Annotated in this window: 24 protein-coding genes; 11 read left to right on the top strand and 13 right to left on the bottom strand. The window is 69.9% G+C overall.

Features of this window, described 5'->3' with window-relative positions; all coding sequences use genetic code 11:
* The first annotated feature begins 64 nt into the window (after positions 1-64).
* Positions 65-697 carry a hypothetical protein gene (locus ACH34Q_RS30755; protein ID WP_395986595.1) on the top strand — a complete coding sequence of 211 codons (633 nt, stop codon included), beginning with the start codon at positions 65-67 and terminating at the stop codon, positions 695-697.
* A gap of 153 nt (positions 698-850) precedes the next feature.
* On the opposite strand, the gene ACH34Q_RS30760 is transcribed toward ACH34Q_RS30755, so the two are convergent.
* The 6 genes from ACH34Q_RS30760 to ACH34Q_RS30785 all read right to left on the bottom strand — a co-directional run bounded on the left by ACH34Q_RS30760 (position 851) and on the right by ACH34Q_RS30785 (position 7,521).
* Complete coding sequence (locus tag ACH34Q_RS30760) at positions 851-1,471, bottom strand: TetR/AcrR family transcriptional regulator (protein WP_395986596.1); 621 nt, start codon at positions 1,469-1,471, stop codon at positions 851-853.
* A 46-nt stretch (positions 1,472-1,517) separates the two neighbouring features.
* Positions 1,518-2,645: an acyl-CoA dehydrogenase family protein gene (locus ACH34Q_RS30765; protein WP_395986597.1), complete on the bottom strand. Its 1,128-nt coding sequence runs from the start codon at positions 2,643-2,645 to the stop codon at positions 1,518-1,520.
* A complete protein-coding gene (locus ACH34Q_RS30770; RefSeq protein WP_395986598.1) occupies positions 2,606-3,544 on the bottom strand; it encodes a VOC family protein in 939 nt (312 codons plus the stop codon). Before ACH34Q_RS30770 ends, ACH34Q_RS30765 begins: the two co-directional genes overlap by 40 nt.
* 99 nt (positions 3,545-3,643) lie before the next feature.
* A complete protein-coding gene (locus tag ACH34Q_RS30775; RefSeq protein WP_395986599.1) occupies positions 3,644-4,408 on the bottom strand; it encodes an enoyl-CoA hydratase/isomerase family protein in 765 nt (254 codons plus the stop codon).
* A 9-nt stretch (positions 4,409-4,417) separates the two neighbouring features.
* The gene (locus ACH34Q_RS30780) at positions 4,418-5,656 is read right to left on the bottom strand and encodes an acyl-CoA dehydrogenase family protein (RefSeq protein ID WP_395986600.1); all 1,239 of its coding nucleotides are present in this window, start codon (positions 5,654-5,656) and stop codon (positions 4,418-4,420) included.
* Positions 5,653-7,521: an AMP-binding protein gene (locus ACH34Q_RS30785; RefSeq protein ID WP_395986601.1), complete on the bottom strand. Its 1,869-nt coding sequence runs from the start codon at positions 7,519-7,521 to the stop codon at positions 5,653-5,655. Before ACH34Q_RS30785 ends, ACH34Q_RS30780 begins: the two co-directional genes overlap by 4 nt.
* Positions 7,522-7,976: 455 nt before the next feature.
* On the opposite strand from ACH34Q_RS30785, the gene ACH34Q_RS30790 reads away from it, so the two are divergent.
* Positions 7,977-8,726, top strand: coding sequence for an alternative oxidase (locus ACH34Q_RS30790; RefSeq protein ID WP_395986602.1), 750 nt, complete (start codon positions 7,977-7,979; stop codon positions 8,724-8,726).
* A 110-nt stretch (positions 8,727-8,836) separates the two neighbouring features.
* Here the strand turns inward: ACH34Q_RS30790 and ACH34Q_RS30795 are convergent, their stop codons facing one another.
* The 3 genes from ACH34Q_RS30795 to ACH34Q_RS30805 all read right to left on the bottom strand — a co-directional run bounded on the left by ACH34Q_RS30795 (position 8,837) and on the right by ACH34Q_RS30805 (position 11,725).
* Positions 8,837-9,679 carry a C40 family peptidase gene (locus ACH34Q_RS30795; RefSeq protein WP_395986603.1) on the bottom strand — a complete coding sequence of 281 codons (843 nt, stop codon included), beginning with the start codon at positions 9,677-9,679 and terminating at the stop codon, positions 8,837-8,839.
* Between the two features lie 491 nt (positions 9,680-10,170).
* On the bottom strand, positions 10,171-10,767 hold the full coding sequence (locus ACH34Q_RS30800) for a peptidoglycan-binding protein (protein ID WP_395986604.1): 597 nt from the start codon (positions 10,765-10,767) through the stop codon (positions 10,171-10,173).
* A gap of 202 nt (positions 10,768-10,969) precedes the next feature.
* The gene (locus tag ACH34Q_RS30805) at positions 10,970-11,725 is read right to left on the bottom strand and encodes an SDR family NAD(P)-dependent oxidoreductase (protein WP_395986605.1); all 756 of its coding nucleotides are present in this window, start codon (positions 11,723-11,725) and stop codon (positions 10,970-10,972) included.
* 54 nt (positions 11,726-11,779) lie between these two features.
* On the opposite strand from ACH34Q_RS30805, the gene ACH34Q_RS30810 reads away from it, so the two are divergent.
* The 4 genes from ACH34Q_RS30810 (at position 11,780) to ACH34Q_RS30825 (ending at position 14,227) form a co-directional block, all read left to right on the top strand.
* Positions 11,780-12,121: an ArsR/SmtB family transcription factor gene (locus ACH34Q_RS30810; protein ID WP_395986606.1), complete on the top strand. Its 342-nt coding sequence runs from the start codon at positions 11,780-11,782 to the stop codon at positions 12,119-12,121.
* A 77-nt stretch (positions 12,122-12,198) separates the two neighbouring features.
* The gene (locus tag ACH34Q_RS30815; protein WP_395986607.1) at positions 12,199-12,915 is read left to right on the top strand and encodes a 2OG-Fe(II) oxygenase; all 717 of its coding nucleotides are present in this window, start codon (positions 12,199-12,201) and stop codon (positions 12,913-12,915) included.
* The gene (locus ACH34Q_RS30820) at positions 12,902-13,252 is read left to right on the top strand and encodes a hypothetical protein (RefSeq protein WP_395986608.1); all 351 of its coding nucleotides are present in this window, start codon (positions 12,902-12,904) and stop codon (positions 13,250-13,252) included. The genes ACH34Q_RS30815 and ACH34Q_RS30820 overlap by 14 nt, the downstream gene beginning before the upstream one ends.
* Before the next feature lie 42 nt (positions 13,253-13,294).
* Positions 13,295-14,227 carry a PrsW family intramembrane metalloprotease gene (locus ACH34Q_RS30825; protein WP_395986609.1) on the top strand — a complete coding sequence of 311 codons (933 nt, stop codon included), beginning with the start codon at positions 13,295-13,297 and terminating at the stop codon, positions 14,225-14,227.
* On the opposite strand, the gene ACH34Q_RS30830 is transcribed toward ACH34Q_RS30825, so the two are convergent.
* Entirely contained in the window at positions 14,171-15,400 is a 1,230-nt protein-coding gene (locus ACH34Q_RS30830; RefSeq protein ID WP_395986610.1) for a pyridoxal phosphate-dependent aminotransferase, read from the bottom strand. The genes ACH34Q_RS30825 and ACH34Q_RS30830 overlap by 57 nt on opposite strands.
* A 115-nt stretch (positions 15,401-15,515) precedes the next feature.
* Positions 15,516-15,908: an ATP-binding protein gene (locus ACH34Q_RS30835; RefSeq protein WP_395986611.1), complete on the bottom strand. Its 393-nt coding sequence runs from the start codon at positions 15,906-15,908 to the stop codon at positions 15,516-15,518.
* A 120-nt stretch (positions 15,909-16,028) separates the two neighbouring features.
* On the opposite strand from ACH34Q_RS30835, the gene ACH34Q_RS30840 reads away from it, so the two are divergent.
* Together ACH34Q_RS30840 and ACH34Q_RS30845 are read left to right on the top strand one after the other, a co-directional pair.
* The gene (locus ACH34Q_RS30840) at positions 16,029-16,811 is read left to right on the top strand and encodes a helix-turn-helix domain-containing protein (protein ID WP_395986612.1); all 783 of its coding nucleotides are present in this window, start codon (positions 16,029-16,031) and stop codon (positions 16,809-16,811) included.
* Positions 16,808-16,975 (top strand): DUF397 domain-containing protein, encoded by a 168-nt coding sequence (locus ACH34Q_RS30845; RefSeq protein WP_395986662.1) that lies wholly within the window; start codon positions 16,808-16,810, stop codon positions 16,973-16,975. Before ACH34Q_RS30840 ends, ACH34Q_RS30845 begins: the two co-directional genes overlap by 4 nt.
* Positions 16,976-17,111: 136 nt before the next feature.
* Here the strand turns inward: ACH34Q_RS30845 and ACH34Q_RS30850 are convergent, their stop codons facing one another.
* A complete protein-coding gene (locus tag ACH34Q_RS30850) occupies positions 17,112-18,038 on the bottom strand; it encodes an NmrA/HSCARG family protein (RefSeq protein WP_395986613.1) in 927 nt (308 codons plus the stop codon).
* Between the two features lie 119 nt (positions 18,039-18,157).
* On the opposite strand from ACH34Q_RS30850, the gene ACH34Q_RS30855 reads away from it, so the two are divergent.
* The gene (locus ACH34Q_RS30855; RefSeq protein WP_395986614.1) at positions 18,158-18,736 is read left to right on the top strand and encodes a TetR/AcrR family transcriptional regulator; all 579 of its coding nucleotides are present in this window, start codon (positions 18,158-18,160) and stop codon (positions 18,734-18,736) included.
* 53 nt (positions 18,737-18,789) lie between these two features.
* Here ACH34Q_RS30855 and ACH34Q_RS30860 read toward each other — a convergent pair whose 3' ends face one another.
* Entirely contained in the window at positions 18,790-19,209 is a 420-nt protein-coding gene (locus ACH34Q_RS30860; protein WP_395986615.1) for an ester cyclase, read from the bottom strand.
* A 101-nt stretch (positions 19,210-19,310) separates the two neighbouring features.
* On the opposite strand from ACH34Q_RS30860, the gene ACH34Q_RS30865 reads away from it, so the two are divergent.
* Both ACH34Q_RS30865 and ACH34Q_RS30870 read left to right on the top strand, forming a co-directional pair.
* Positions 19,311-19,904, top strand: a complete 594-nt coding sequence (locus ACH34Q_RS30865) for a TetR/AcrR family transcriptional regulator (RefSeq protein WP_395986616.1) — start codon at positions 19,311-19,313, stop codon at positions 19,902-19,904.
* A 204-nt stretch (positions 19,905-20,108) separates the two neighbouring features.
* Positions 20,109-21,209, top strand: a complete 1,101-nt coding sequence (locus ACH34Q_RS30870) for a hypothetical protein (protein ID WP_395986617.1) — start codon at positions 20,109-20,111, stop codon at positions 21,207-21,209.
* Positions 21,210-21,235: the final 26 nt, after the last annotated feature.

Below are 21,235 nucleotides of genomic sequence, written 5' to 3' on the forward strand. Positions count from 1 at the left end.
GCACGGCGTCCGTCTGGAGCTCTCTGTGCCGACCCCTCAGGCATGCTGTGCAAGGAGTGGAACCATGCGTATGCGAATCGTCACCCTGGGAATCGCCGGGGTGGCCGCCGCCGGGATGCTGTCCGGCTGTGGCGGCGAAGAGGAACCGGCCGCCGTGGCGCCGTCGTCAGCGCCGTCATCAGCGGCGTCGAGCCCGGCGGCCGCGCCCGTCGAGCAGGATGGCGGCGGTGGCGCGCCGGCGGAGGCGACCAAGCCGGGGACCAAGCTCAAGCTGGGCCAGCAGGCGGTGGTCCCGGTCAAGTCCGGGTCCGTCACCGGCACCGTCGGCATCACGGTCACCAAGATCGAGCCCGGTGACAAGGCCGTGTTCGCGCAGCGGTTCAAGGACAAGGCCAACGGGATGGACCCGTACTACATCCGGTACACGGTCGAGAACAAGGGCGGATCGGACCTGTCCCGGTCGGCGTCACCGCTGCTCAGCGCGGTCGGGCCCGGCGGCGGCAGCACCGGCGCCATCGTGATCGGCTCGGTGGAGGGCTGCGAGCGGGGCCGTCCGGACAAGGCGTTCGCCAAGGTCGGAGCCACGTACGAGACCTGCCGGCTGCAGGCCGCGCGGACGGGCATCGCGGTCAGTGGTGCCGAGTACGACGAGACCGACGGCGGTTACGACGACGCCCCGATCGTCTGGAGCAAGTAGCGGGCGTCCGCGTCCGCCGCCGTCAGGGGCGGCGGACGCGGCGGCGCGGCCGGGCGGCGGGCGAGCCGCTCGGCCGGGCAGCGAGTGAGCCGCGCAGTCGGGTGACAGGCGAGCCGCTCACCCGGGCGGCGGCCCTCAGCCGGGCGGCGGCCCTCAGTCGGGCAGCGGCAGGATCCGCCGCATGATCTCGTGCAGGTAGCCGCGGAAGTCCTCCAGGTCCTCGGGCGTGCGGTGCATGTGCGTTCCGTGCGGGTGGTCGGGCGGCGTGCTGTGCATGATGCCGGTGCTCAGGAATCCCGAGACCAGCCAGACGATCGTCCAGATGGCGTAGTCGACGTCCACGTCCACCGCCGCCTCGGTGCGCAGTGCCTCGGCGATCTGCAGGAACGGCGGCCGGACGTAGACGTCCTCCAGGCCGGAGATGTCGGCGGCGTCGCCCATCCGGCGGTGCAGCCACAGCTCGACGATCTGCGGGCTGCCGGCGTAGAAGTCCAGGTAGGCGTCCAGCAGGCGGGACATGCTGGTCCAGGTCGGCGTGAACGCGCCGACCATGCCCGCGACCGCCGACCGCTCGGCCTCGAAGGCGCGGCCCACGACGGTCCGGTAGAGGTCGGTCTTGCTCCCGACGTGCGCGGTCACCGTCGCCGCGTCCAGCCCGGTGGCGTCGCCGATCAGCCGCATCGAGGCCCCGTCGAAGCCGAGCTGGGCGAACAGCCGGGTGGACACGGCGATGATCTGTTCCGTGGTCTGGTCCGATTCCGGATCGGCAGTCATCCTCACATTCTAAGAAACACGCTGGTCAGGACCGTTGGCCGGACCCTCAGGGCAGGCCGATGCGGTCGGCGAGCCGGTCCAGGTGGAGATCGTCGTCGCCGAAGGCGGGCGCCGCCGCCATCGCGTGCCGGGAGAACAGGTGCAGGTCGTGCTCCCAGGTGAAGCCGATGGCCCCGTGGACCTGGTGGCCGAGCGCGCACACCCGTTCGTACGCCTCGCTCGTCCAGGCCTTGGCCATCGACACCTCGGCGGCCGCCTCCCGGCTGGCCGACAGCCGCCAGATCGCCTCGTACGCGATGAAGCGGGAGCCCAGCACGTCGATCGCCATGTCGGCGCAGTGGTGCTGGACGGCCTGGAACGCGCCGATGGGCTTGCCGAACTGCTCCCGTCCCGTCGCGTACTCGATGGTCAGGTCGAGGACGCGCTGCGCCCCGCCGACCATCTCGGCGCAGGCCGCCGCCGCCCCGTACGCGGAGATCGCGTCCACGGCGGCCGTGCCGGCGCCGAGTACGTGATCGTCCGGTACGGCCACGGAGGCGAAGCGGACGTGATGCGGACGGTCCAGGCCGACCGTCCCGGCCGGTTCGAGCGTGATCCCGGGCGAGCGGGCATCGACCAGGAACGCGCGCGGCTCGCCGTCGAGGTCCGCCGCGACCAGCAGGGCCTCGGCGGCGCGCGCGTACGGGACGAAGCGGGCCGTCCCGTCGATCTCGAAGCCGCCGCCGTCGGCCGCGCGGGCGACCGGGCCTTCCCCGGGACGGTCCCACGGGAGCGGCGCGTGACTCATCACCGCGCCTCGTGCGATGGCGCCGAGCCACTCCTCCTTCTGCGCCCCGGTCCCGAAGCGCGCGATCGGCAGCGCGCAGCAGGCGACGGTGGCCGGCAGGGGGCTCGGTACGAGGGCGTACCCGAGCTGCTCGAACAGCAGGCACACGTCCAGGAAGTCGCCGCCGACGCCGCCGTACTCCTCGGGCAGGGCCAGGCCGGTCCAGCCGAGCTCGACCATCTCCTTCCAGAGCGCGGCGGAGTAGCCGGTGGGGTCGTCCGCCATCGCCCGCGCCCCGGCGGTCGCGTTCCGGGAGGCCAGCAGCTCGCGGGCGGTGGCGGCGATCAGCCGCTGGTCCTCGGTGAGGGTCAGGTCCATGGCGCCGGGATCTTGTCGGAACGCACCCACACGCCCGGCCGCTCCTCCCAGAAGAGCTGGACGAGGACGCCGCCGGTGTGCTTGGGGTGGATGAACGCGTCGCGCCAGGCGGCGCCGTCGGTGCTGCCCTCGTTCTCGCCGAACGTGGGCGTGTCGTGGTGGGCGCAGGCGGCCATCGCGCGGTCCCAGTCGGCGACCTCGAACGTGACGTGGTGCGCGGCGGCGCCGTTGCGGTCCCAGAACCGCTCGATGAACGAGTCCTCGCCGCGCGGCATGATGATCTCCCAGCAGACCGCCGAGCCGGGGATGTTCAGCACCAGGTCGGCCATGTCGGGATGCTCGTCCATCGGCGTCCGCCAGATCGGGACGAACCCGGCCAGGTCGGCATACCAGCGGGCCAGCTCGTCGCGGTCCGGGAACGCCTGGCAGACATGGTCGAGCGCGACGATCCCCAGCGAGGGCGCGTCCCGGGTCTCCGTCGTCTCCGGTACGGCGTCGTCATCCCCGCACATACCGAGTGCGCCCGGCCCGCGCAGCCGGAACAGGACCCCGGGGCCGTGCTCGGGCGGCGACAGCGACGCCTCCAGCCAGCGTCCCCGTACCCCGGCGGTCGGCTTGATGCCGCGTGTCTCCAGGTCGGCTCGTACGGCGTCGATGTCGGGCGTCTCGGCACCGATGTGATGCAGCCCGGCCCGCCCGCCGTGATCGTCCAGCCAGGCCTGGATCGCGGAGCCCTCCCCGACCGGCTCCAGCACCTCCCACGCCTGGCCCCAGCTGCCCGGCACCTCCAGCCGGACGCCCCGGCATCCCTCCTCCGGACTGTCCCAGCTCCGCACGCGCGTGAACCCGAACAGCCCCTCCAGCAGCGCGACCTGCGCGTCAAGGTCGGGCGTCACCTGGCCGACATGGTCGATCCGATAGATCAGCACGAATCTCTCCCTCATTCCTGCCCTGTCGACTCGTGGCGTGTTCGCCTGCCCAAGGCCGTACAAGGGCGAACACGCCACGAGTGAACGCGGATGGGTGATCTAGCTCGGGTGCGGTTCGATCCAGTCGTAGCCGTACGTGACCAGCTCCTTGACCAGGCGCAGGTTGTAGCGGTTCATCGCCGCGATCCGCTCGGCCAGCTCGCCGACCCGCTTGTCGAACTCCTCGGCCGGGTACACGTCGTTCACCAGCCCCAGGCGCATGGCGCGCTCGGCGTCGATCCGCGCGCCGGTGAACAGCAGCTCCTTGGCCAGCGCCTTGCCGATCCGCTGCGGCAGCCGCTTCACGCCGCCCCAGCCCGGGGCGGAGCCGCCGAACTCGGGCTGGTCGGGGTCGCCGTCCTCGGTCATCTTGGGCCGGTACGGGGGCCGCGCGGACAGGGTGATCTCGACCAGGCCCATCTTGGCGTTGTCCGAGGCCACGATGAAGTCGGCCGCCAGCGCCAGTTCGAGCCCGCCGCCGACCGCGTAGCCGTGCACGGCCGCGATGACCGGGACCGACAGCCGTTCCATCATCGCGAACGTCTTCTCGCCGAGCCTGCCCTGCTCGATCCGCTCCCGCTTGGTCAGCTGCTCCGACCAGGCGAGGTCCATGCCCGCGCAGAAGGCCCGCTCGCCGGCGCCGCGCAGCACCACCACGCAGACGTCCTCGTCATCGTCGACGTCGGTGAAGATGCCACGGAGCTCCGCCATCGTGGTGGGGGTGAGGGCGTTGAGCTTGTCCGGCCGGTCGAGGGTCAGCCACGCCACCCGGTCCTCGATCCGCAGGTCGACGGTCTCGTACTTGGTGTCGGGGTCGATGGGCATACGGGCTCCTTAGCTTCGGGGCAGGTGCAGGCCTCGGGTGGCGATGACGTTGCGCTGGATCTCGGAGGCGCCGCCGAGGAAGGTGGCGGCGATCGCGTCCCGCCGCATGTGCGTGAACGCGGCGTTCAGGGGAGCGCCGGAGCGGTCCCAGAGGGTGCCGGAACGGCCGAACGCCTTGGCTCCCGTACGGGCGATCCGCTGGTGCAGTTCGGCGCTGAACAGCTGGTTGACCGAGGCCTCGAAGCCGGGTTCCTCGCCCGCGGCCTGCAAGGAGACGGTGTAGCGGGCCAGGTTGTAGAGCACCCGGATCTCGGTGTGCCGGCGCGCGATCTCGCGGCGGTACGCGGCGCCGCGATCCGTCCGTACGAGGCCGCGCCCCTCCTCCGAACGCAGGTAGCCGACGAGATCGTGCAGGGCCTGCTCGTACTTGATCGTCGCCCCGATGCCGGCCCGCTCGAAGCCGAGCGCGCTCATCGCCACGTACCAGCCCCGGTTCTCCTCGCCGACCCGGTCGCGGGCCGGGACCCGCACGCCCTCGAAGAAGATCTCGCAGTACGGCGCCGCGCCGCGCAGATCGGTGATCGGCCGTACGGTCACGCCCGGTGCCGCCGTCTCGACCAGCAGGAACGTGATGCCGCGGTGCTTCGGCTCCGCGTCGGGATCGGTCCGGACGAGCACGAACAGCCAGTCCGCGTGCTGTCCGAGCGACGTCCACACCTTCTGCCCGTCGATCACGTACTCGTCGCCGTCCCGGATGGCGCGGGTCCGCAGCGAGGCCAGGTCGGAACCGGCGCCCGGCTCCGAGAAGCCCTGCGCCCACGTCACCTCGCCGCGCGCGATGCCCGGCAGGTGCGCGGCCTTCTGCTCGTCGGTGCCGTGCACGAGCAGGGTCGGGCCGAGCAGGAACGCGCCGATCCCGTTCACCGTCGGGACGCGGGCCCGCATCAGCTCCTCGTGCAGGATGAACTCCTCCAGGGCCGACAGCCCCGCGCCGCCGTACTCGGCCGGCCAGTGCGGCGCGATCCAGCCGCGCTCGGCGAGGGCCTCCGCCCATGCGCGCGCGCCGTCCCGGCGTTCCGGATCCTCGCCGGCGCGGTCGGCGGCCCAGTTGTAGCCGCGCACGTCCTCGGGCTCCAGGCTCTGCTCGCCTTCGAGGTCGGGACGGTACGAGGCGGGGAAGCGGTCGCGGACGAACGCCCGGACCTCCTCGCGGAACGCCGCCTCCTCGGGGGTGTCGTCCCAGTTCACGCCGTCCCCTCCCGCTCCCAGGTCACGGGCGGCTCGGGCGCGTCCGGCGCCGGCGCGTCCACCACGGGCGCATCCACTACGGGCGCATCCACCACGGGCGCGTCCACTATCGGCTCAGGTAGCGTCGCGGCCTCCGGGGGCGGCGCCGGCCCCGGTACGGGCGGCCGTTCGCGGTCCCAGGTGGCCGGCGTGATGCCGCTCTTGCCTTCCGCGCGCAGCCGGTACTTGGCGACCTTGTCGGTGGGGGTACGGGGGAGCGCCTCGACGAACTCCACATAGCGGGGGACCATCGAGCGCGGCAGCCGTTCCTCGCAGAACGCGACCAGTTCCTCGGGATCGAGGCCGGTACCGGGCCGCACGACGACGCTGACCTTGATGTCCTCGTCCTCCAGCTCCGAGGGCACCCCGATCGCCGCCGACTCCAGCACCGAGGGATGCATGTTGATCTCGCACTCCAGGTCGAACGCCGAGATGTTCTCGCCGCGGCGCCGGATGGCGTCCTTCATGCGGTCCAGGAAGTAGAAGTAGCCGTCGTCGTCCTGCCATACCCGATCTCCGGTGTGGAACCACATGTTCCGGAAGCAACGGGTCGTGGCCTCCCAATCTCCGTAATAGCCCGTCGTCAGGACGAACGGCTGCTTCGGCCGCAGCACGAGTTCGCCGGGCTCGCCGGGGCCGACCTCACGGTCGTGCTCGTCCACGACGGCCACATGGAAGCGCTCGTCATGGGCCGTACCGCACGAGCCCGTACGCCATTCGCCGTACGGGCTGCCGGTCGCGATGCCGGCCTCGGTGCTGGTGTACGTCTCGACCGAGCGGACCCCGAAGCGCTCGCGCAACGGCTCGTCCAGGCTCGACTTGCCCATGTAGAAGGTCTCCATCGGATGGTCCCGGTCGCGCGGCGAGGGCGGCTGGCCGAGCAGGATCGGGATCATCGAGAAGACGCTCATCGTGACCTGGGCGTCGAACCGGCGCACGTCGTCCCAGAACCGGGACGCGCTGAACCGCTCGACGATCGCGATCGACCCGCCGCCCAGCAGCGCGGACAGCATCCCGTCCCACAGCGCCGCCGCATGGAACAGCGGCAGCGGGCAGTAGATCGTCTTGCCCCACCGGTCGAGGAAGTTCAGCGAGTCGTACGCGCAGGTCAGCGCGAGCGCGTGCGGGATCATCGCGCCCTTGGACGGGCCCGTCGTCCCCGAGGTGTACATGATCGCCTGAAGGTCGGCGAAGCCCGCGACGCCCTCGACCAGGCCGGTGCCGTGCGCCAGCAGGCCGGACATCTCGGTGGCGGGCTTGCCCAGCGCGCCCATCGGTACCCCGGCGGCGGCGCCATCGCGGACGATCACCAGCCCGAGATCGGGCAGCCGGTCGGCCACGGCCGGGATCCGTTCGGCGTACGGGCCGTCCACGATGAGCCAGCGCGCCTGCGAGCTGGCCAGCACGTGCCGCAGCAGCTCGCCCCGGTACGCGATGTTGATCGGCACGGCCACGGCCCCCAGCCGGGCCAGCGCGAAGATGAGATGGACGAAGTCGGCGCAGTTGGGGAGCATCACGCCGACGTGGTGGCCGCGTTCGACCCCGAGCGCGGCCAGGCCGCGGGCCATCCGGTCGGCCATGGCGTCGACCTCGCCGTAGCTGACCTCGCCGTCCCGGAATTTGAGCAGGGGATCCGTGCGGTGCGCGCGGGCCTGCGTCCGGAGGACGTCCCCGAGGACGAGGCTCTCCAGCTTCTCGGTGCCGATCCGCCTCTGCCGCTGCGCTTGTGCCTGGGTGTGCTGTGTCCGCTTGTGCTGCGTCTTCGTGTGCTGGGTCTTCGTCTGCTGTGTCTCCGTGCCTGCCTGAGGACCTGTCCGATTGCGCATCGAACCTCCGCTGCCGCGCGAGACTGCGTGCCGCGTCACGGTCATGTGAGTTCGCGGGCGTAGGGATGGACGCTCGCCCCGCGATGGCCGGAGCCATAAAAGGGATCCGGTACGCATCTCGGGACACTGACCTAAATATCCGAACACGAAACTAGAAAAGCGGCAATAGTGACAAAAGGGAGCAATGTGGTCACCTGAGGGACACCTGGGGCTGTCGGGCACTCGAGTGGCCAGGGGTGAGCCGTGGCTCCCAAGGGCCGGCTCACAGCGGGCCGGCTCAGGGATGCCCCCGAGTCGGACCGGGGGATGACCCGTACGCCGGAACGCCTCCTCGCGCCCGGGGCCGTACATCGGACGGCGCAGCGCAGGTGCCCTCCCCAGGCGGACGCCGGGACCCTGGCCGCATCCGCATGATCTGGGCATCGACGAAACACGATGCGACTGGAGATCCCGAGATGACCACCACGATGACCGCGCCGGCCCCGCAGCTCCCCACCACCGCTCCCGCACCCGCCGTCCGGCCCGAGGCCCCCGCCGGACCGCCCAAGCTCGGCCGCGACGCCCTGCGCCGCGCCCAGCAGGAGACGCTGGACTCACCGCGGATGAAGTACAGCGTCCTGGCCAAGATGATGTTCCTGCCGGTCGACCTGGTCTACGGCCGGAAGGGCTCGTACACGAAGTTCGCCATGCTGGAGATCATCGCGCGGGTGCCGTACCAGGCCTGGGAACGGACCGGCTACTGGGCGCTGCACCGCCACCACGGCCGCTCGGCGCTGGCCCTGCGGGTGTTCGACCGCATCGTGGAGGCGCGCGCCGACCAGGACAACGAGCAGTGGCACCTGCTGATCATGCAGGACCTCGTCCAGCGGAACGGCGTCCGGCAGGGCCGGCTGCTGCACGGCGCGCTGCCCTGGCTGATCGCGTTCTTCTACTACCACGTCTCGTGGGTGCTGTTCCTGGTCAGGCCCGAGAGGAGCTACCGGCTGAACGCCGAGTTCGAGGACCATGCCGAGCACGAGTACATGTCGTTCGTGGCCGAGCACCCCGAACTGGAGTCGGAGGACGACCCCGGGACGTACGCCGCCGAGTACGGCCGGTACGCCTCGGTGGCCGACCTGCTCCGCCAGATCGGGCATGACGAGCGGACGCACAAGCTGGACAGCCTGGCCCACGTCCGGGCACCGCGCTTCCACCAGGTCCCCTGACCCCGACGCCCATGCCCGGGTCGATGAACGTGGCGAGGCGCGTCCCGAGGAAACGAGAGAGCCCCAGAGCGCATGACGGCGCTCTGGGGCTCTGTGGTGGAACCGGTGGATCACCCCGATTCGTCGGGGTCACGGCCGGTCGTGGCGGCCGATGGGAACTCCTGCTCGTGACCGGCCGAGCCGGGAGCGGAGGAGCCGGGGGGAGCAGGGTCGGGGTGGTCCTGCGATGGGCCCGGGGGAGCCACGTTCTGCGGTGATGTCACGGGCGAATTCTGGGCGGGGGCGTCGTTCCCAAAATTCGGTGGTTTCTGCGTGGATGGATTCTGCGTGGAAGGTGCCGCCGGTGCGGGTTCAGTGGCCGCTTCCTGTTTTTCCTTGTTCTTCATGTCCTCGACTTGGCGGGACAGTCGCGGGATCGAGTCTGGCCACTTCTTGACTGCCGGGGCGCCTGGCCGTACTGCCCCGGCGAACTGTCTTTTCCGGTACCGCGATATCTTGTTGATCCGGATTCGCGATCCGCTGTTGGGCGCGTGCACGAAGCGGTTCTTCGAGACGTACATCCCGACATGCCGGCGGCCGTTGAAGAAGATCAGGTCGCCCGGCCGCAGGGACCGCAGCGACACCTTCCGCCGGACCGAGCGGTACTGGGAATGGGTCACCCGCGGGATCTTGACCCCGGCCCGCCGCCAGGCCTTCATCACCAGGCCGGAACAGTCGTAGGCGCTGGGCCCGGTGGCGCCCCAGCGGTACGGCTTGCCGATCTGCTGGCGAGCGAAGCGGATGGCGGTCCTGGCGCGCTGCTCCTGCTTGGCGAGCTTGCGCTTGTACTTGTTGTACGCGCGGACCTTGCGCAGGGAAGCCGGGTCGATCCTGTTCTGCGGCTTCGACGGCTCGCGCTGGGTGGACGGCTGGCTGGCGCTGCGTGGACGGCGGTCGCGGCTGCGGCTGGGCATCGGCCCGGGCCGCGTCCCCGCCGGCCGGAACGGCCACTAACATCGTCGCGGCCAGCAGGCAGGTGGCGGCCTGCGGCACCATTCGGCCGGTCCGCCTCTCGTGGGCCGGCCCGTACGCACCCCGCGGCTGAAGCTGGATGCCCATAGCAAACACCCTTCCGATGTCGAACGCTGATCGTTTCGTTTGCCGAGGAAACGACTACCCGCACGCGTCGCCGGGATATTCGGGGCGCCACGAGGCTTTAAGTGATCATGGCCGTGTCGTGGAAACGCCATGCGCGCCGATTGACGGTCGCGCCGCTAAGAGCCGAACAAGTGCGGCATCTGCCGCGAAATGGTCAGAGTTCTCATTGTCGGAGATCGAGGGCCCGGCGGCCGGTGCCGCCGGGCCCTCTTTCGGAGCGGGCCGCCTTCTTCGGATTCCCGATCAGGCCATCTTCGGATGCCGGATCAGGCCATCATCGGGAGAGTGCCGGCCGCCCCGGAATCTCTCAGACGCCTCCGCAGATGAGCGCCCGGAACGTGATCTTTCCGACCCAGCCGTCGGCGCCGATGCCGACGTCCTGCTGGAACGCGACCACGGCGTTCTTCGTCCCGGACCCGTACACCCCGTCGAGCACGAGTTCGTTGCCGTACTCGTTCAGGGCCCGCTGGACCGCCTTGGTCTTCAGTACGGGAGCCTTGCCCGGACCGATCTCACCGAAGTCGGTGCGGATGTGCTCCCAGGTCTCCGGCCCGACCTTCTTCGCCTCGGACAGGTCGTTGTCCTTCTGGTACGCGGTGACGGCCTTGGCCATCGCCGCGTCATAGACGTTGTTCGGCGTGCCGGAGCCCACGTCCATGTAGCCGTACTCGTCCAGCAGGAACTTGACCGGGATCACCTCCCAGCGCGCGTCGCCCTCGTTCAGGACCGGCCAGGCCAGCGCCTCGACCTTGGCCTTGACGCCCGGCGGCGTGTCGGGCCCGTCCGCCGAGGCGGCGCCCGCTCCCGCGATCGCGGCCGCGACCAGCAGGGCCAGGGCGGCCACCGCCGTGACCGCGGTACGCACCATGCGGTGCCGGATCGTTGCGAGTTCTGCGTGTGTCATCGTGAGATCCCCCATCTCACTCGGTTTTTCGCCGTGCCCTATCTGATGGGCGGACCGTCCCAAATGTTCGTGGCGTCCGTGGGGGGCAACGGTGGCCGCGCCGGTTCGTGCCGCCGGATGCACGCGGAGTCCCCTATCCCCGATGGCTTTCGCGCAGCGCAGGCTGGAGCCAGGGCCACATCAACCGCCCGGCCTCACTCCGTCAGGTGAGTTCGAGACCGCCGTCGATCGTGAGGATCTGGCCGGTGAGCCAGGTGCTGCCAGGGTCGGCGAGGCGGACGACCCAAGTGGCGACCTCCTCGGGCTTCCCGCGCCGCCCCAGCGGGATGCGGGCGGCCTCGTCCCGCTTGATCTGGTCGAGCATGTCCTGGGGCAGCCCCGCGGCAGCCAGCGCCTCACTCTCGGTCGGCCCGGGGGCGAGCGCGTTGACGCGGATGCCGTCCGCGGCCAGCTCCAGCGCCCAGCTGCGGGTCAGCTGCTCGAGTGCGGACTTGGACGCGGCATAGTGCGCGCCGCCAGGGAGGGGTCGGTGGCCGTACGTGCTGGAGACGTTGACGATCGAACCCCGCGTCTCGCGCAGATGCGGCAGTGCCGCCCCTGCGAGCAGGCTTGGTGCGGTGACGTTCAACTCCAGCAGGCCCGCGATCCCTTCGGCGGTGGTCTCGCCCAGCGGCATCACTCGCGTGGCCCCGGCATTGTTGACCAGCACGTCCAGCCGGCCCCAGCGGCCCACCGCGATGTCGACGATCGCCTCGGGTGCGCCGGCGGCCGTGATGTCGGCGGAATGGATGGCGATGCCCGGGTGCAGTTCCGCGGTGGCGTCCAGCGCGTCCTTGCGCCGGCCGACGCCCAGGACGTACGCGCCGGCCTGCGCGAACGCCACCGCCGTGGCCCGCCCGATCCCCGACCCGGCACCCGTGACGATGGCGACCGTGCCCTGCAACGACTCGACGGACATGTCGCCTCCAATGTTCGATGTTCGTAGAACATCGAACAAAGTACCATGAGCCTCATGAAACAGGCGCGGCATCCGGAACCGGAGGAGATGACCCTCATCGAGGTGATGGGGGCCCTCGGCGACCCGATCCGCGTCGGCCTGCTCCGGGTGCTGGCCGACGGCCGCGAACGGGGCTGGGGAGAACTCCGCGCGCCGGTCGCCAAGTCGACCCTGAGCCACCACCTGCGCGTCCTCCGCGACGCCGGAATCACCCGTACCCGCCAGGAGGGCACCCGCTGCTACGTCGAGCTCCGCCGCACCGAGCTGGACGTCCGCTTCCCCGGCCTGGTCGAAGCCGTCCTCAGCGCCGCCGACCTGGAAGACGTCGGCGACCAGGTGGGCCTCACCGTCACCTGATCCTCTCCGCCCGGTGCAACCGACGACCCCCGCGCGGTGTTTCCCCTACGAAGCCGACGCTGGGGAGAGCTGTGATCGTGGCGCGAACGGGATGGGCCGAGCGGGTGGACACCGCCGACTGGGCGGCGCTGGCCGGTGAGGTGAACGAGCACGGGTGCGCGCTGACGCCACCGGTGCTGACGGCCGCCGAATGCACGGAGATCGCGGAGATGTTCGGTGACGTGACCAGGTTCCGGTCGACCGTCGACATGAGACGGGTGCGTTTCGGCTCCGGCGTCTACCGGTACTTCCGGCATCCACTTCCCGAGCCGGTCGTCCGGCTGCGCGAGGCGTTCTATCCGCACCTGCTGGGCATCGCCCGGGACTGGGCCGCCAAGCTCGGCCAGGACGCGCCTTGGCCGGACACGCTGGACGAGTGGCTGGAGATGTGCCACCGCGCCGGCCAGTCCAAGCCCACACCGATCCTGCTGCGCTACGAGACGGGGGACTGGAACGCGCTGCACCGCGACCTGTACGGGGACCTGGTGTTCCCGCTCCAGGTGGTCATCGGGCTGGACCGTCCCGGCATCGACTACACCGGCGGCGAGTTCCTGCTGGTGGAGCAGCGGCCACGCGCGCAGTCCCGCGGCACCGCCCGGACCCTGGAGCAGGGACGGGGCCTGATCTTCACCACGCGGGAACGTCCGGTGCCGTCCGCGCGCGGTTGGTCCAAGGGGCCGATGCGGCATGGCGTGAGCACGGTCCGTTCCGGCGAACGGCACACGCTGGGCCTGGTCCTCCATGACGCCGCCTGAACCGCACGCGCCCGAGGAACTGGTCGCCCTGCTCGGTGCGGCCCGTACCGTCGCCGTCGGGCACGGCCGGGACGCCGCCTCCACGGCCGCCGCCAAGGCTTTCGTACAGGCATGGGAGGCGAGCGGGGGAGAGGTCCTCGCGGTGGTCAGCTGGCCTGAACGGGCCGCGTCCTGGCTCCGGCAGGCCAGGCGCCTCACCGAGCGGGCACCCGACGCCTGGGTCGTGGCCGGAGCCGAGCCGGGCTGGACGCGCATGAGCAGGCGGCTGCGCGAGAGCACCGACTGGGACCCGGAACGGACCTTCGGCTTGGCCCGGTCCGCTCAGGCCACCGAGTAAGGAGAGCCTGGCCGGGTATCGGGCGCCTGGGAGGAACCCGTGATGGTGAAGTCCGAGGCAAGGGCGTCCCAGTTGGCAGGGACGTCCCAGAACTGGCAGATGGTCCTGTGGATCGGGTTGACGCTGTGGGCGGCCACGGTCGTGGTCACGCTGCTCACGTCCAACACCACCCTGGTGCCGACCGTCGTCCTGCTCGGGAGCTTCCTGGTGCCGGTCACGTTCGTGGTGTGGGCGTACGAGCACGGCAGGTCCGGCGAGGTCACGGTGCCGCTGCTGTTCCGGGCGTTCATCGTCGGCGGAGTGCTGGGCGTGCTCGGCGCGGCCCTGCTGGAGGCGTACCTGCTGCGTCCCTCGATCTGGATGTACGTCGGCGTCGGGCTGATCGAGGAGGCGGCCAAGCTGGCCGCCCTCGTCTTCGTGGCCCGGCACCTCCACCCGCGTACGCTGCGCGACGGCCTGGTGCTCGGCGCGACGGTCGGCTTCGGTTTCGCCGCGTTCGAGAGCGCCGGTTACGCCTTCAATGCGCTGTTCACCGTCGAGGGCCTCAGCCTGGGCGCGCTGGTCGAGACCGAGGTCCTGCGTGGCCTGCTGGCCCCGGTCGGCCACGGCCTGTGGACGGCCATTCTCGGCGGGGTCGCGTTCGCCGTCTCCGGCGAGCGCTGGCGCGTCACCGGCGGACTGATCGCGGCCTACCTCGGAGTCTCGCTGCTCCACGCCCTCTGGGACTCGATGCACGGCATCGCGATCGCGGTCACGCTCTTCCTGACCGGCAGCCCCTGGCAGTCGGAAATCCTGAGGCACGGCCACATGCCCCAGACGACGACGAGCCAGGGACATCTGATGACGGCCCTGGACTGGGCGGGACTGGCCGTCATCTCCGTCATCGCCCTGCTCTGGCTGCGCGTGCTGGCGACCCGTTCAGCTGGCCCGGGTCTGGTAGATCGTCTCGATCGGAGTGACCTGGAGTCGCGGTGACACCTGCTCGAACTGCCCGGCTCGCGGCTCCGGCACCGAGGTGATCAGGTGGGACTTGTCCCGCCCGTACAGGAACGCCCCCAGCCCGGTCAGCAGCCGGTGAACGTCCTGCGGCGGCCGTACGACCAGCCGCAGAAAACGGCTCGTGCTTCCCAGCTTGTTACCGCACTCCCGTACGAAGACTCCGTGCTCGGAAAGCAGATAGTCGCGCAACTGCACCCCGTCCCGGTCGTTCGGGAGCTTGACCAGGATGAAATTGCCCTGGGACGCGAACACCTTGAGCCCCGGCAATGACGACAACTGCTGCGCCATGGACCGCCGGTCGAGCGCCAGTCTGGCCAGACTGGCCTGGTATTCGGCTCGATGCTCCTTGAGCAGGAAGACCACGATCTCGGCGAACGAGTTGAGATTCCATTTGGGGAGCGCCTTCCTGATCGTCCCCGCCAGCGCCGGATTCGCGACCAGATATCCGAACCTGATCCCGTGCAGCCCGAAATTCTTGCCGAGGCTCTTCAGCACGATGACGTTCGGCCGGATCGACGCCTCATCGGCCACGCTCGTCACGGCCTCCGCGTCCACGAAGTCGATGAACGACTCGTCCACCACCACCAGATCCAGATCGATCAGCCGGTCCATCATCCGCAGCACGTCCTGGCGCGGCACATATCCGCCGTCCGGGTTGTTCGGATTGCAGATCACCGCCACCCGCGACCGGCGCTCCCGGATGAAATTGATGAACGCCTCCGGATCGAATGCGAAATCCCTGCTCTCCGGCAGCGGGAACATGTCGACCCGCTTTCCCGTCTCCAGCGGCTGGTCCGTCCACCTTCCGAACGTCGGGATCGGCGTCGCCAGGCTCTCCCGTACCAGCAGATGGTCGATCCACGTGATGAGCTCCGTGGACCCGTTCCCCATCGCCACCGTCTGCGGATTGAGCCCCAGCGTCGAGCACAGTTCGGCGGTGATCGTGTCGGCACCGCTCGGGTAGTACTTGAGGATCGTCTCCAGCGTGTCCCGCAGCCGCCCGAACATCTCGGGCGTCGGGAAATAGGGATTGCACGGGATACAGAAGTCGATCAGATCGGCCTGGTGCCCGCCTTCGGCGCGGGCGAGAGCGAAGTACGACGGACTGTGCGCGTTCTGCCTGAGCAGCGCATCGATGGATCCGGCCACCTCGACCTCCTGGGAATGGGCCCTGGACGATGGGCACTGACAGAGGTACGAGCCGACGGCCACCCGGGTTCGATCCACCCGAGTGACCCACGTCTCAGCGCCCCTCCCTGCCCGGTCAAGCCTTCGCCGGCACGGCTTCGAGTTCGGCCCAGACCACCTTCCCGCCACCCGAAAGAGGCCGCGTTCCCCACCGCGTGACCATCCGCGTCATAAGGAACAGCCCTCGTCCCGACTCACTGAGATCGTCCGGCGCCCGTACGACAGGAGGAGCGTCGGAACGGTCCCATGCCTCCACCACGGGCCGCCCGTTCTGCAGATAGGCCCGTACGACGATGAGGTCTCCCGCGTCCGACCCGTGCTTGACCGCATTGGTCGCCAGCTCGCAGATGACCGTACGGGCGATGAAGCTCTGCAACCCCCACGACCCGAGGATCAGTCCCACCCAGTCCCGCGCCTCTTTGACCGCCTCAGGCACAGCCTTCAGCACGATCGTCGGCGGCTCCACCATCTCGCCCTCCCGAAATTCCGTGACTTACTGCACAGACTCCATGACCCCGCGTAATGTCTCGGGAGAAGTGGTCGCGCACCGGCACGGCCATGGCAGGTGGTTGCAGAGAGGTGATCAGTCATGGCAGTGCGGAAGCCGACCCCAAAGACCATCGCCTTCGGCGCGGAGCTGACCCGGTTGCGCCTTCAGGCCGGCCTGTCCCGCCTCGACCTGGCGAAACGCGCCAACGTCAGCCGCAGTTACATCGGCCAGGTGGAGACCGGCGCCACCCGCTGCCGGGAGGACATGGCCAAGCACTTCGACGCGACCCTCGGCACCGGAACGTCCCTGACCGACTCCTGGGACGACCTCCTCCGCACGGCCGCCTACCCGAAGTGGTTCGCCGACTACCCCGAAGCCGAGTCGACCGCCGCACTACTGCGCGCCTACGAATCAACGTTCGTCTACGGGCTGCTGCAGACCAAGGACTATGCCAGTGCCCTCTCGCCTTCCGAAGCGGCCCTCGAGGGGCGTCTCAAAAGGCAGCAAGTCCTCTCGCGTAAGCCGCCTCCCAAGGTCGTGGTCGTCCTGGAGGAATGCGTCCTGATGCGTGAGGTCGGCAGCCGCGAGGTGATGCGGGCCCAGTGCGAGTACTTGCTGGAGGCATCGACCTGGGAACACGTCACTCTCCAGATCGCTCCCACGGCGTACTACGCCGGTATCTCAGGAGCATTCGGCCTGGCCACACAACCAAACGGAGAAGAGCTCCTACATTTGGAGACTTCCACAGGAGGCGTCACGTCCAACGACACGGGCGATATATTGCACTGCGTCGGCGCGTTCGCAGGGATGCAGGCACGCTGCCTGAGCGTCAACGAGTCCCGCGACTTCATACGAAAGGCGATGACCCGGTGGGAACTGTGATCTGGCGAAAGGCCCGGCGGAGCAACGACCAGGGTGGCCACTGTGTGGAGTTGGCCGGGCTCCCTGGCATGGTCGCCCTGCGTGACTCCAAGGACCCCGATGGCCCCAACCTCGTCATGAGCCGCGCCGCGTTCGCGGCGTTCACGGCGGCCCTGAAGAGCTGACGAGCACATACGTTCCCCAGTTCCCGGACGCAGCTCTCCCCGTTGACTCGTGGCGTGTTCGCCTTCACGGACGACGCCAGAGGCGAACACGCCACGAGTCAACGAGGTGTGCGGGCGGGTGTGCGGGGGCGGGTGCTCATGCATTCTGTTCGGGGGTGTGGGCGGAGTCCAGGAACGTGGAGATCTGGGTCGCGCCGGTGCGGTTCAGCCAGGTGCGGAAGTCCATCGCGGCAGGGTGGATCCGCCGGGTGGCGGGGATGTCGGTGCGGTAGCCGCGCTCGTTGAGCCATTGGTTGGCGTAGGCGAAGTCCTCGCTGAGAGCGCGGATCGTGTCGATCGGGATCTGGACGTAGGGCAGCCGGATCCCCAATGCCGCCCCGATGGCCTCGGCGACCTGGACGGGTGTGAGCTCGTCGGCGGCCAGAGATACCGCGCGGCCGATCCATTCGTCCGGCCGGGAGAAGGCCAGCGTGGTGACGGCGCCGACGTCGTCGACGGCCATGAGCTGCTGGACGGTGTCCGGTGCGAGCCCGGTGGACAGGTTCCCGTTCTGCAGCGCGTACCCGCCGGTGAAGTTCTCCATGAAGGAGACCGGCCGCAGGATCGTCGCGGGCAGGCCGAGTTCGGCGATGTGGCGTTCGATCCGCCATTTGCTGACCAGGTTCACCGGGACCTTCTCGCTGAGGTGGCGGTCCGCGCCGGCGACCGAGGTGAACACCAGGTGCCCGACACCGGCGGCTTGTGCGGCCTCGGCGACGTTCACGCCCCAGCGCACCTCGTCCTCGGTGGTGAAGTCCGGCGCGGTGCCAGGCGAGCCGACCGTGGGCTGAACGCTGAACAGCCCCCAGGCGCCCTCGGCCGCGGCGGTCAGGGAATCGACGTCCTCCATCTGCGCCTGTACGAGCTGCACGCCGGTCCGCGCCAGTGCCTGGGCCTGTGCCCCGTTCGGGTCGCGGGTGAGCGCGCGCACCTGCCAGCCGTCGCCGAGCAGATGCCGCGTTACGGCACCGCCCTGCAGGCCGGTCGCTCCCACCACCACGATGGTCCTGTTCGTCGGTGTCACGGTCTCGCCCCTTGCGTCCATGAGGAAGGGGAGCCACCCAACTAAGTGGGGTGGCCCTCCGGTTAACATCCGCTACGATATGGAGGGTCACCCCACTTAGCAAGTCGCCAGGAGCCCTCGTGTCCAAGGACGCCACCGTGCCGCCCCGGCAGCGGATGCGCGCCGACGCCCGCCGCAACGTCGACCGGATCGTGGCCGCCGCCGGGGCGCTCATCGCCGAGCATGGCGCCGAGGCGTCCCTGGAGGAGGTCGCCCGCCGCGCCGGAGTCGGTTCGGCGACCCTGCACCGGCACTTCCCCACCCGGCAGGCACTCCTGGAGGCGGTCTTCAAGGACCGAGTGGACGCTCTGTGCGCCAAGGCCGAGCAGCTGCTGTCCGCTCCCGATCCGGGAGAAGCGCTGTTCACCTGGCTCCGCGCCGTCGGCGCCCATGCCGTGGCGAACCGGGGACTGGGCGCGTCGCTGATGCGCGGCGCCGACCCGGCCCTCGGCAGTACCTGCCACGACGTGATCACCAGCGCGGGCGAGAACCTCCTCACCCGCGCCCGAGCGGCGGACGCCGTACGCCCCGGGATCACCATCGTCCAGCTGCTGAAGCTCGTCAGCGCCATCTCCCTGGCCACCGAGCAGGAACCCGACGGCCCGGCCGAAGCCGACCGCCTGCTGGCGATCGCCATCGACGGCGTCCGCCCGCACTGAACCCGGCTCTCGCGAACGGGGGACCGCCTGCGGCTCTGTCGGCAGGTCGCCGTTCAGACGCTGTCGGCGATGCCCAGTTGGTGCCGCATCGCGACCGAGTCGAGCAGGGCCCAGTGTTCGACGAGTCTGCCGTTCTGTACACGGATCATGTCGAGGCCGGTGACCTCGTAGGGCCGCCCGGAGGCGGCGTCCGTTCCGCGGACGGTGTAGCGGTTGACCGAGAAGTCGCCTGACGCGACGTTGTGCTCGATCGTCACCGAGATGTCCTGGGCGCCGTCCAGGCTGTCCCACTTGTCCTTCCAGGCCGCCAGGCCCCTGTGATCTCCGGCCACGCCTCCACGGTGGTCGATGACATCCGGATCGATGAGTGCCAGCGCCGCTTCGTACCGGCCGGCACCGCTCAGTTCGACGATGTGCCGGTGGACCTCGGCCGCGCCGGTGGCCGACACGCCTTCTTTCGCTGGACCTGGCATGGGTTCTCCTCCGTCGTGCCGGGCGGAAAATAACCGGGGAACTCCCCGGTTATCCTTGCCGGTAACCTAATCGGGGAATTCCCCGGTTGGCAAGGAGGGGTATGTCATCGTCCGGTGATCGCCACGTGCCGGCCTCAGGACGGCCGCGCCCTCGCCGGGCGGACGCCCAGCGGAACTACGAGCGACTGCTGGCCGCCGCCAGGGAGGTCTTCGGTGAGCGTGGCGTCGACGCCCCTCTCGACGACATCGCCCGGCGTGCCGGGATCGGCAACGCCACGATGTACCGGCACTTCCCGACCCGCCGAGAGCTGATCATCGCCGTCTATGCCGATGAGGTGGGCACGCTCTGCGCCCAGGGCGAGGCCCTGCTCCGGGACGAGTCGTCCGGCGAAGCGCTCTTCTCGTGGCTGCGTGCCTTCATCGCGCACGTGGCCGCGAAACGAGAACTCGTGCTGGCCATCCCCGGCGATCAAGACGCCCATCGCTCGGCGCTGTTCGATGAGTGGCACGCGGCGATGCGCACGACCGCATCCGCGCTACTTGCGCGCGCCCAGGGGAGCGGTGCCGTCGATACCGAACTCGATGTGACCGACCTCCTCGTACTGGCCAACGGCATCGCAGTGGCCAGTGTCGACACCGAACAAGCCGAGCGGTGCCTCGGTCTTCTCCGCCGCGGCATCGCCGCCGACCCGTGAGCAGGGCGGGGTCCAGGAACGCGGAGATCCGGGCCGCGCCGGTGCGCTCCATCGAACCCGCCGGTGTCGCGGGTGGCCCGAACCGGCCAAATGAACGAGCGTGTCTTTTTATCCGATCGATCTTGGGATAGGCAGTTCCTAGCAACTTGCCAGCAAACGGCGGCAAGATCGCCGCAGGGATCGCCCAACCGCCCGGGAGCCTTCATGGTCAGACAGCGAGTTCTCCGCGTCATCGCTTGGGCCGCCGCCTTCTCAGGCCTGCTGCTCACGCCCTCCGCCGCCATCGCGGCACCCCCCGAATGGGAGAACGTGCCCACCCCGCCCCTCAACGGCCTCTCCGTGGTGACCGAGATAGCGGCTGCCGGGCCGCGGGCCGCGTGGGCGGCGGGGATCGAGGACGCGACGACGAGCGGGACACCCATCATGCTGGCCTGGAACGGTCGGCAGTGGCGGCGGCAGGCGCTGCCGCCGGGCACGGGCCAGGTCGTCGACCTCGCCGCCGCCGGACCGCGCAACGCCTGGGGCGTCTATCTGAACGCGGACGGCTCGTCCGCACTCCATTGGAACGGCACCAAGTGGCGCAAGGCCGGTTATCCGGCCGGGGTCGTCCCCACCCAGCCATCGCCCCTGCCCACCTACCTGCAGATCCTCTCGGCGGCGCCCGGCGGACCGGCCTGGTCGATCGGGTACGACTCGCTGGCGAAGAAGGCCGTCGCCCTGCGCTTCAAGAACGGCCGATGGACGCGCCAGAGCACTCCGGTGCCGATGGTCAGCGCCTCCACCGTCGCCGTCCGGTCGGCGAAGGACGTCTGGATCGCCTGCACCTGTGACATTCCGGGGGCCGGTCCGACCGAGGCCATGCTGCATTGGGACGGCACCGAGTGGAGCACGATCCGCTATCCGTTCAAGGAGCAGACGTACATCGCCAAGATCGTGCCGGTCTCGGCCACGAGCGTCTGGGCCTACCGTGCGGGCACCGGCTATGGCACACCGCCCGAGCTCATGCACTGGGACGGGACGAGCTGGACGTCGACGACGATCCCGGCAAGCCCGCAGGCCTACCACTACCCCACGCTCGCCGACGACGGTGGCCAAGGCGCGTGGGTCTCGGTGAGCACGGTCAACGACGACAAGAGCTACCTGCACTACAGCGGCGGCCGCTGGACCGCCGAGAGTGGCGAGGGACGCCCCGGCACCGCCGTCTGGATCCGCGACCTGGCCCGCGTACCGGGAACCGGCTCGATCTGGTCGAGCGGCTTGGCCAGTTCCCTCGCCGGTCCCCATTTCATCGAGCGCCGGCGCTGACCATGAGGCCGCGTTCGGAAAGTTCG

The organism is Actinomadura sp. 9N407, from assembly GCF_044326315.1.
Lineage (GTDB): Bacteria > Actinomycetota > Actinomycetes > Streptosporangiales > Streptosporangiaceae > Spirillospora.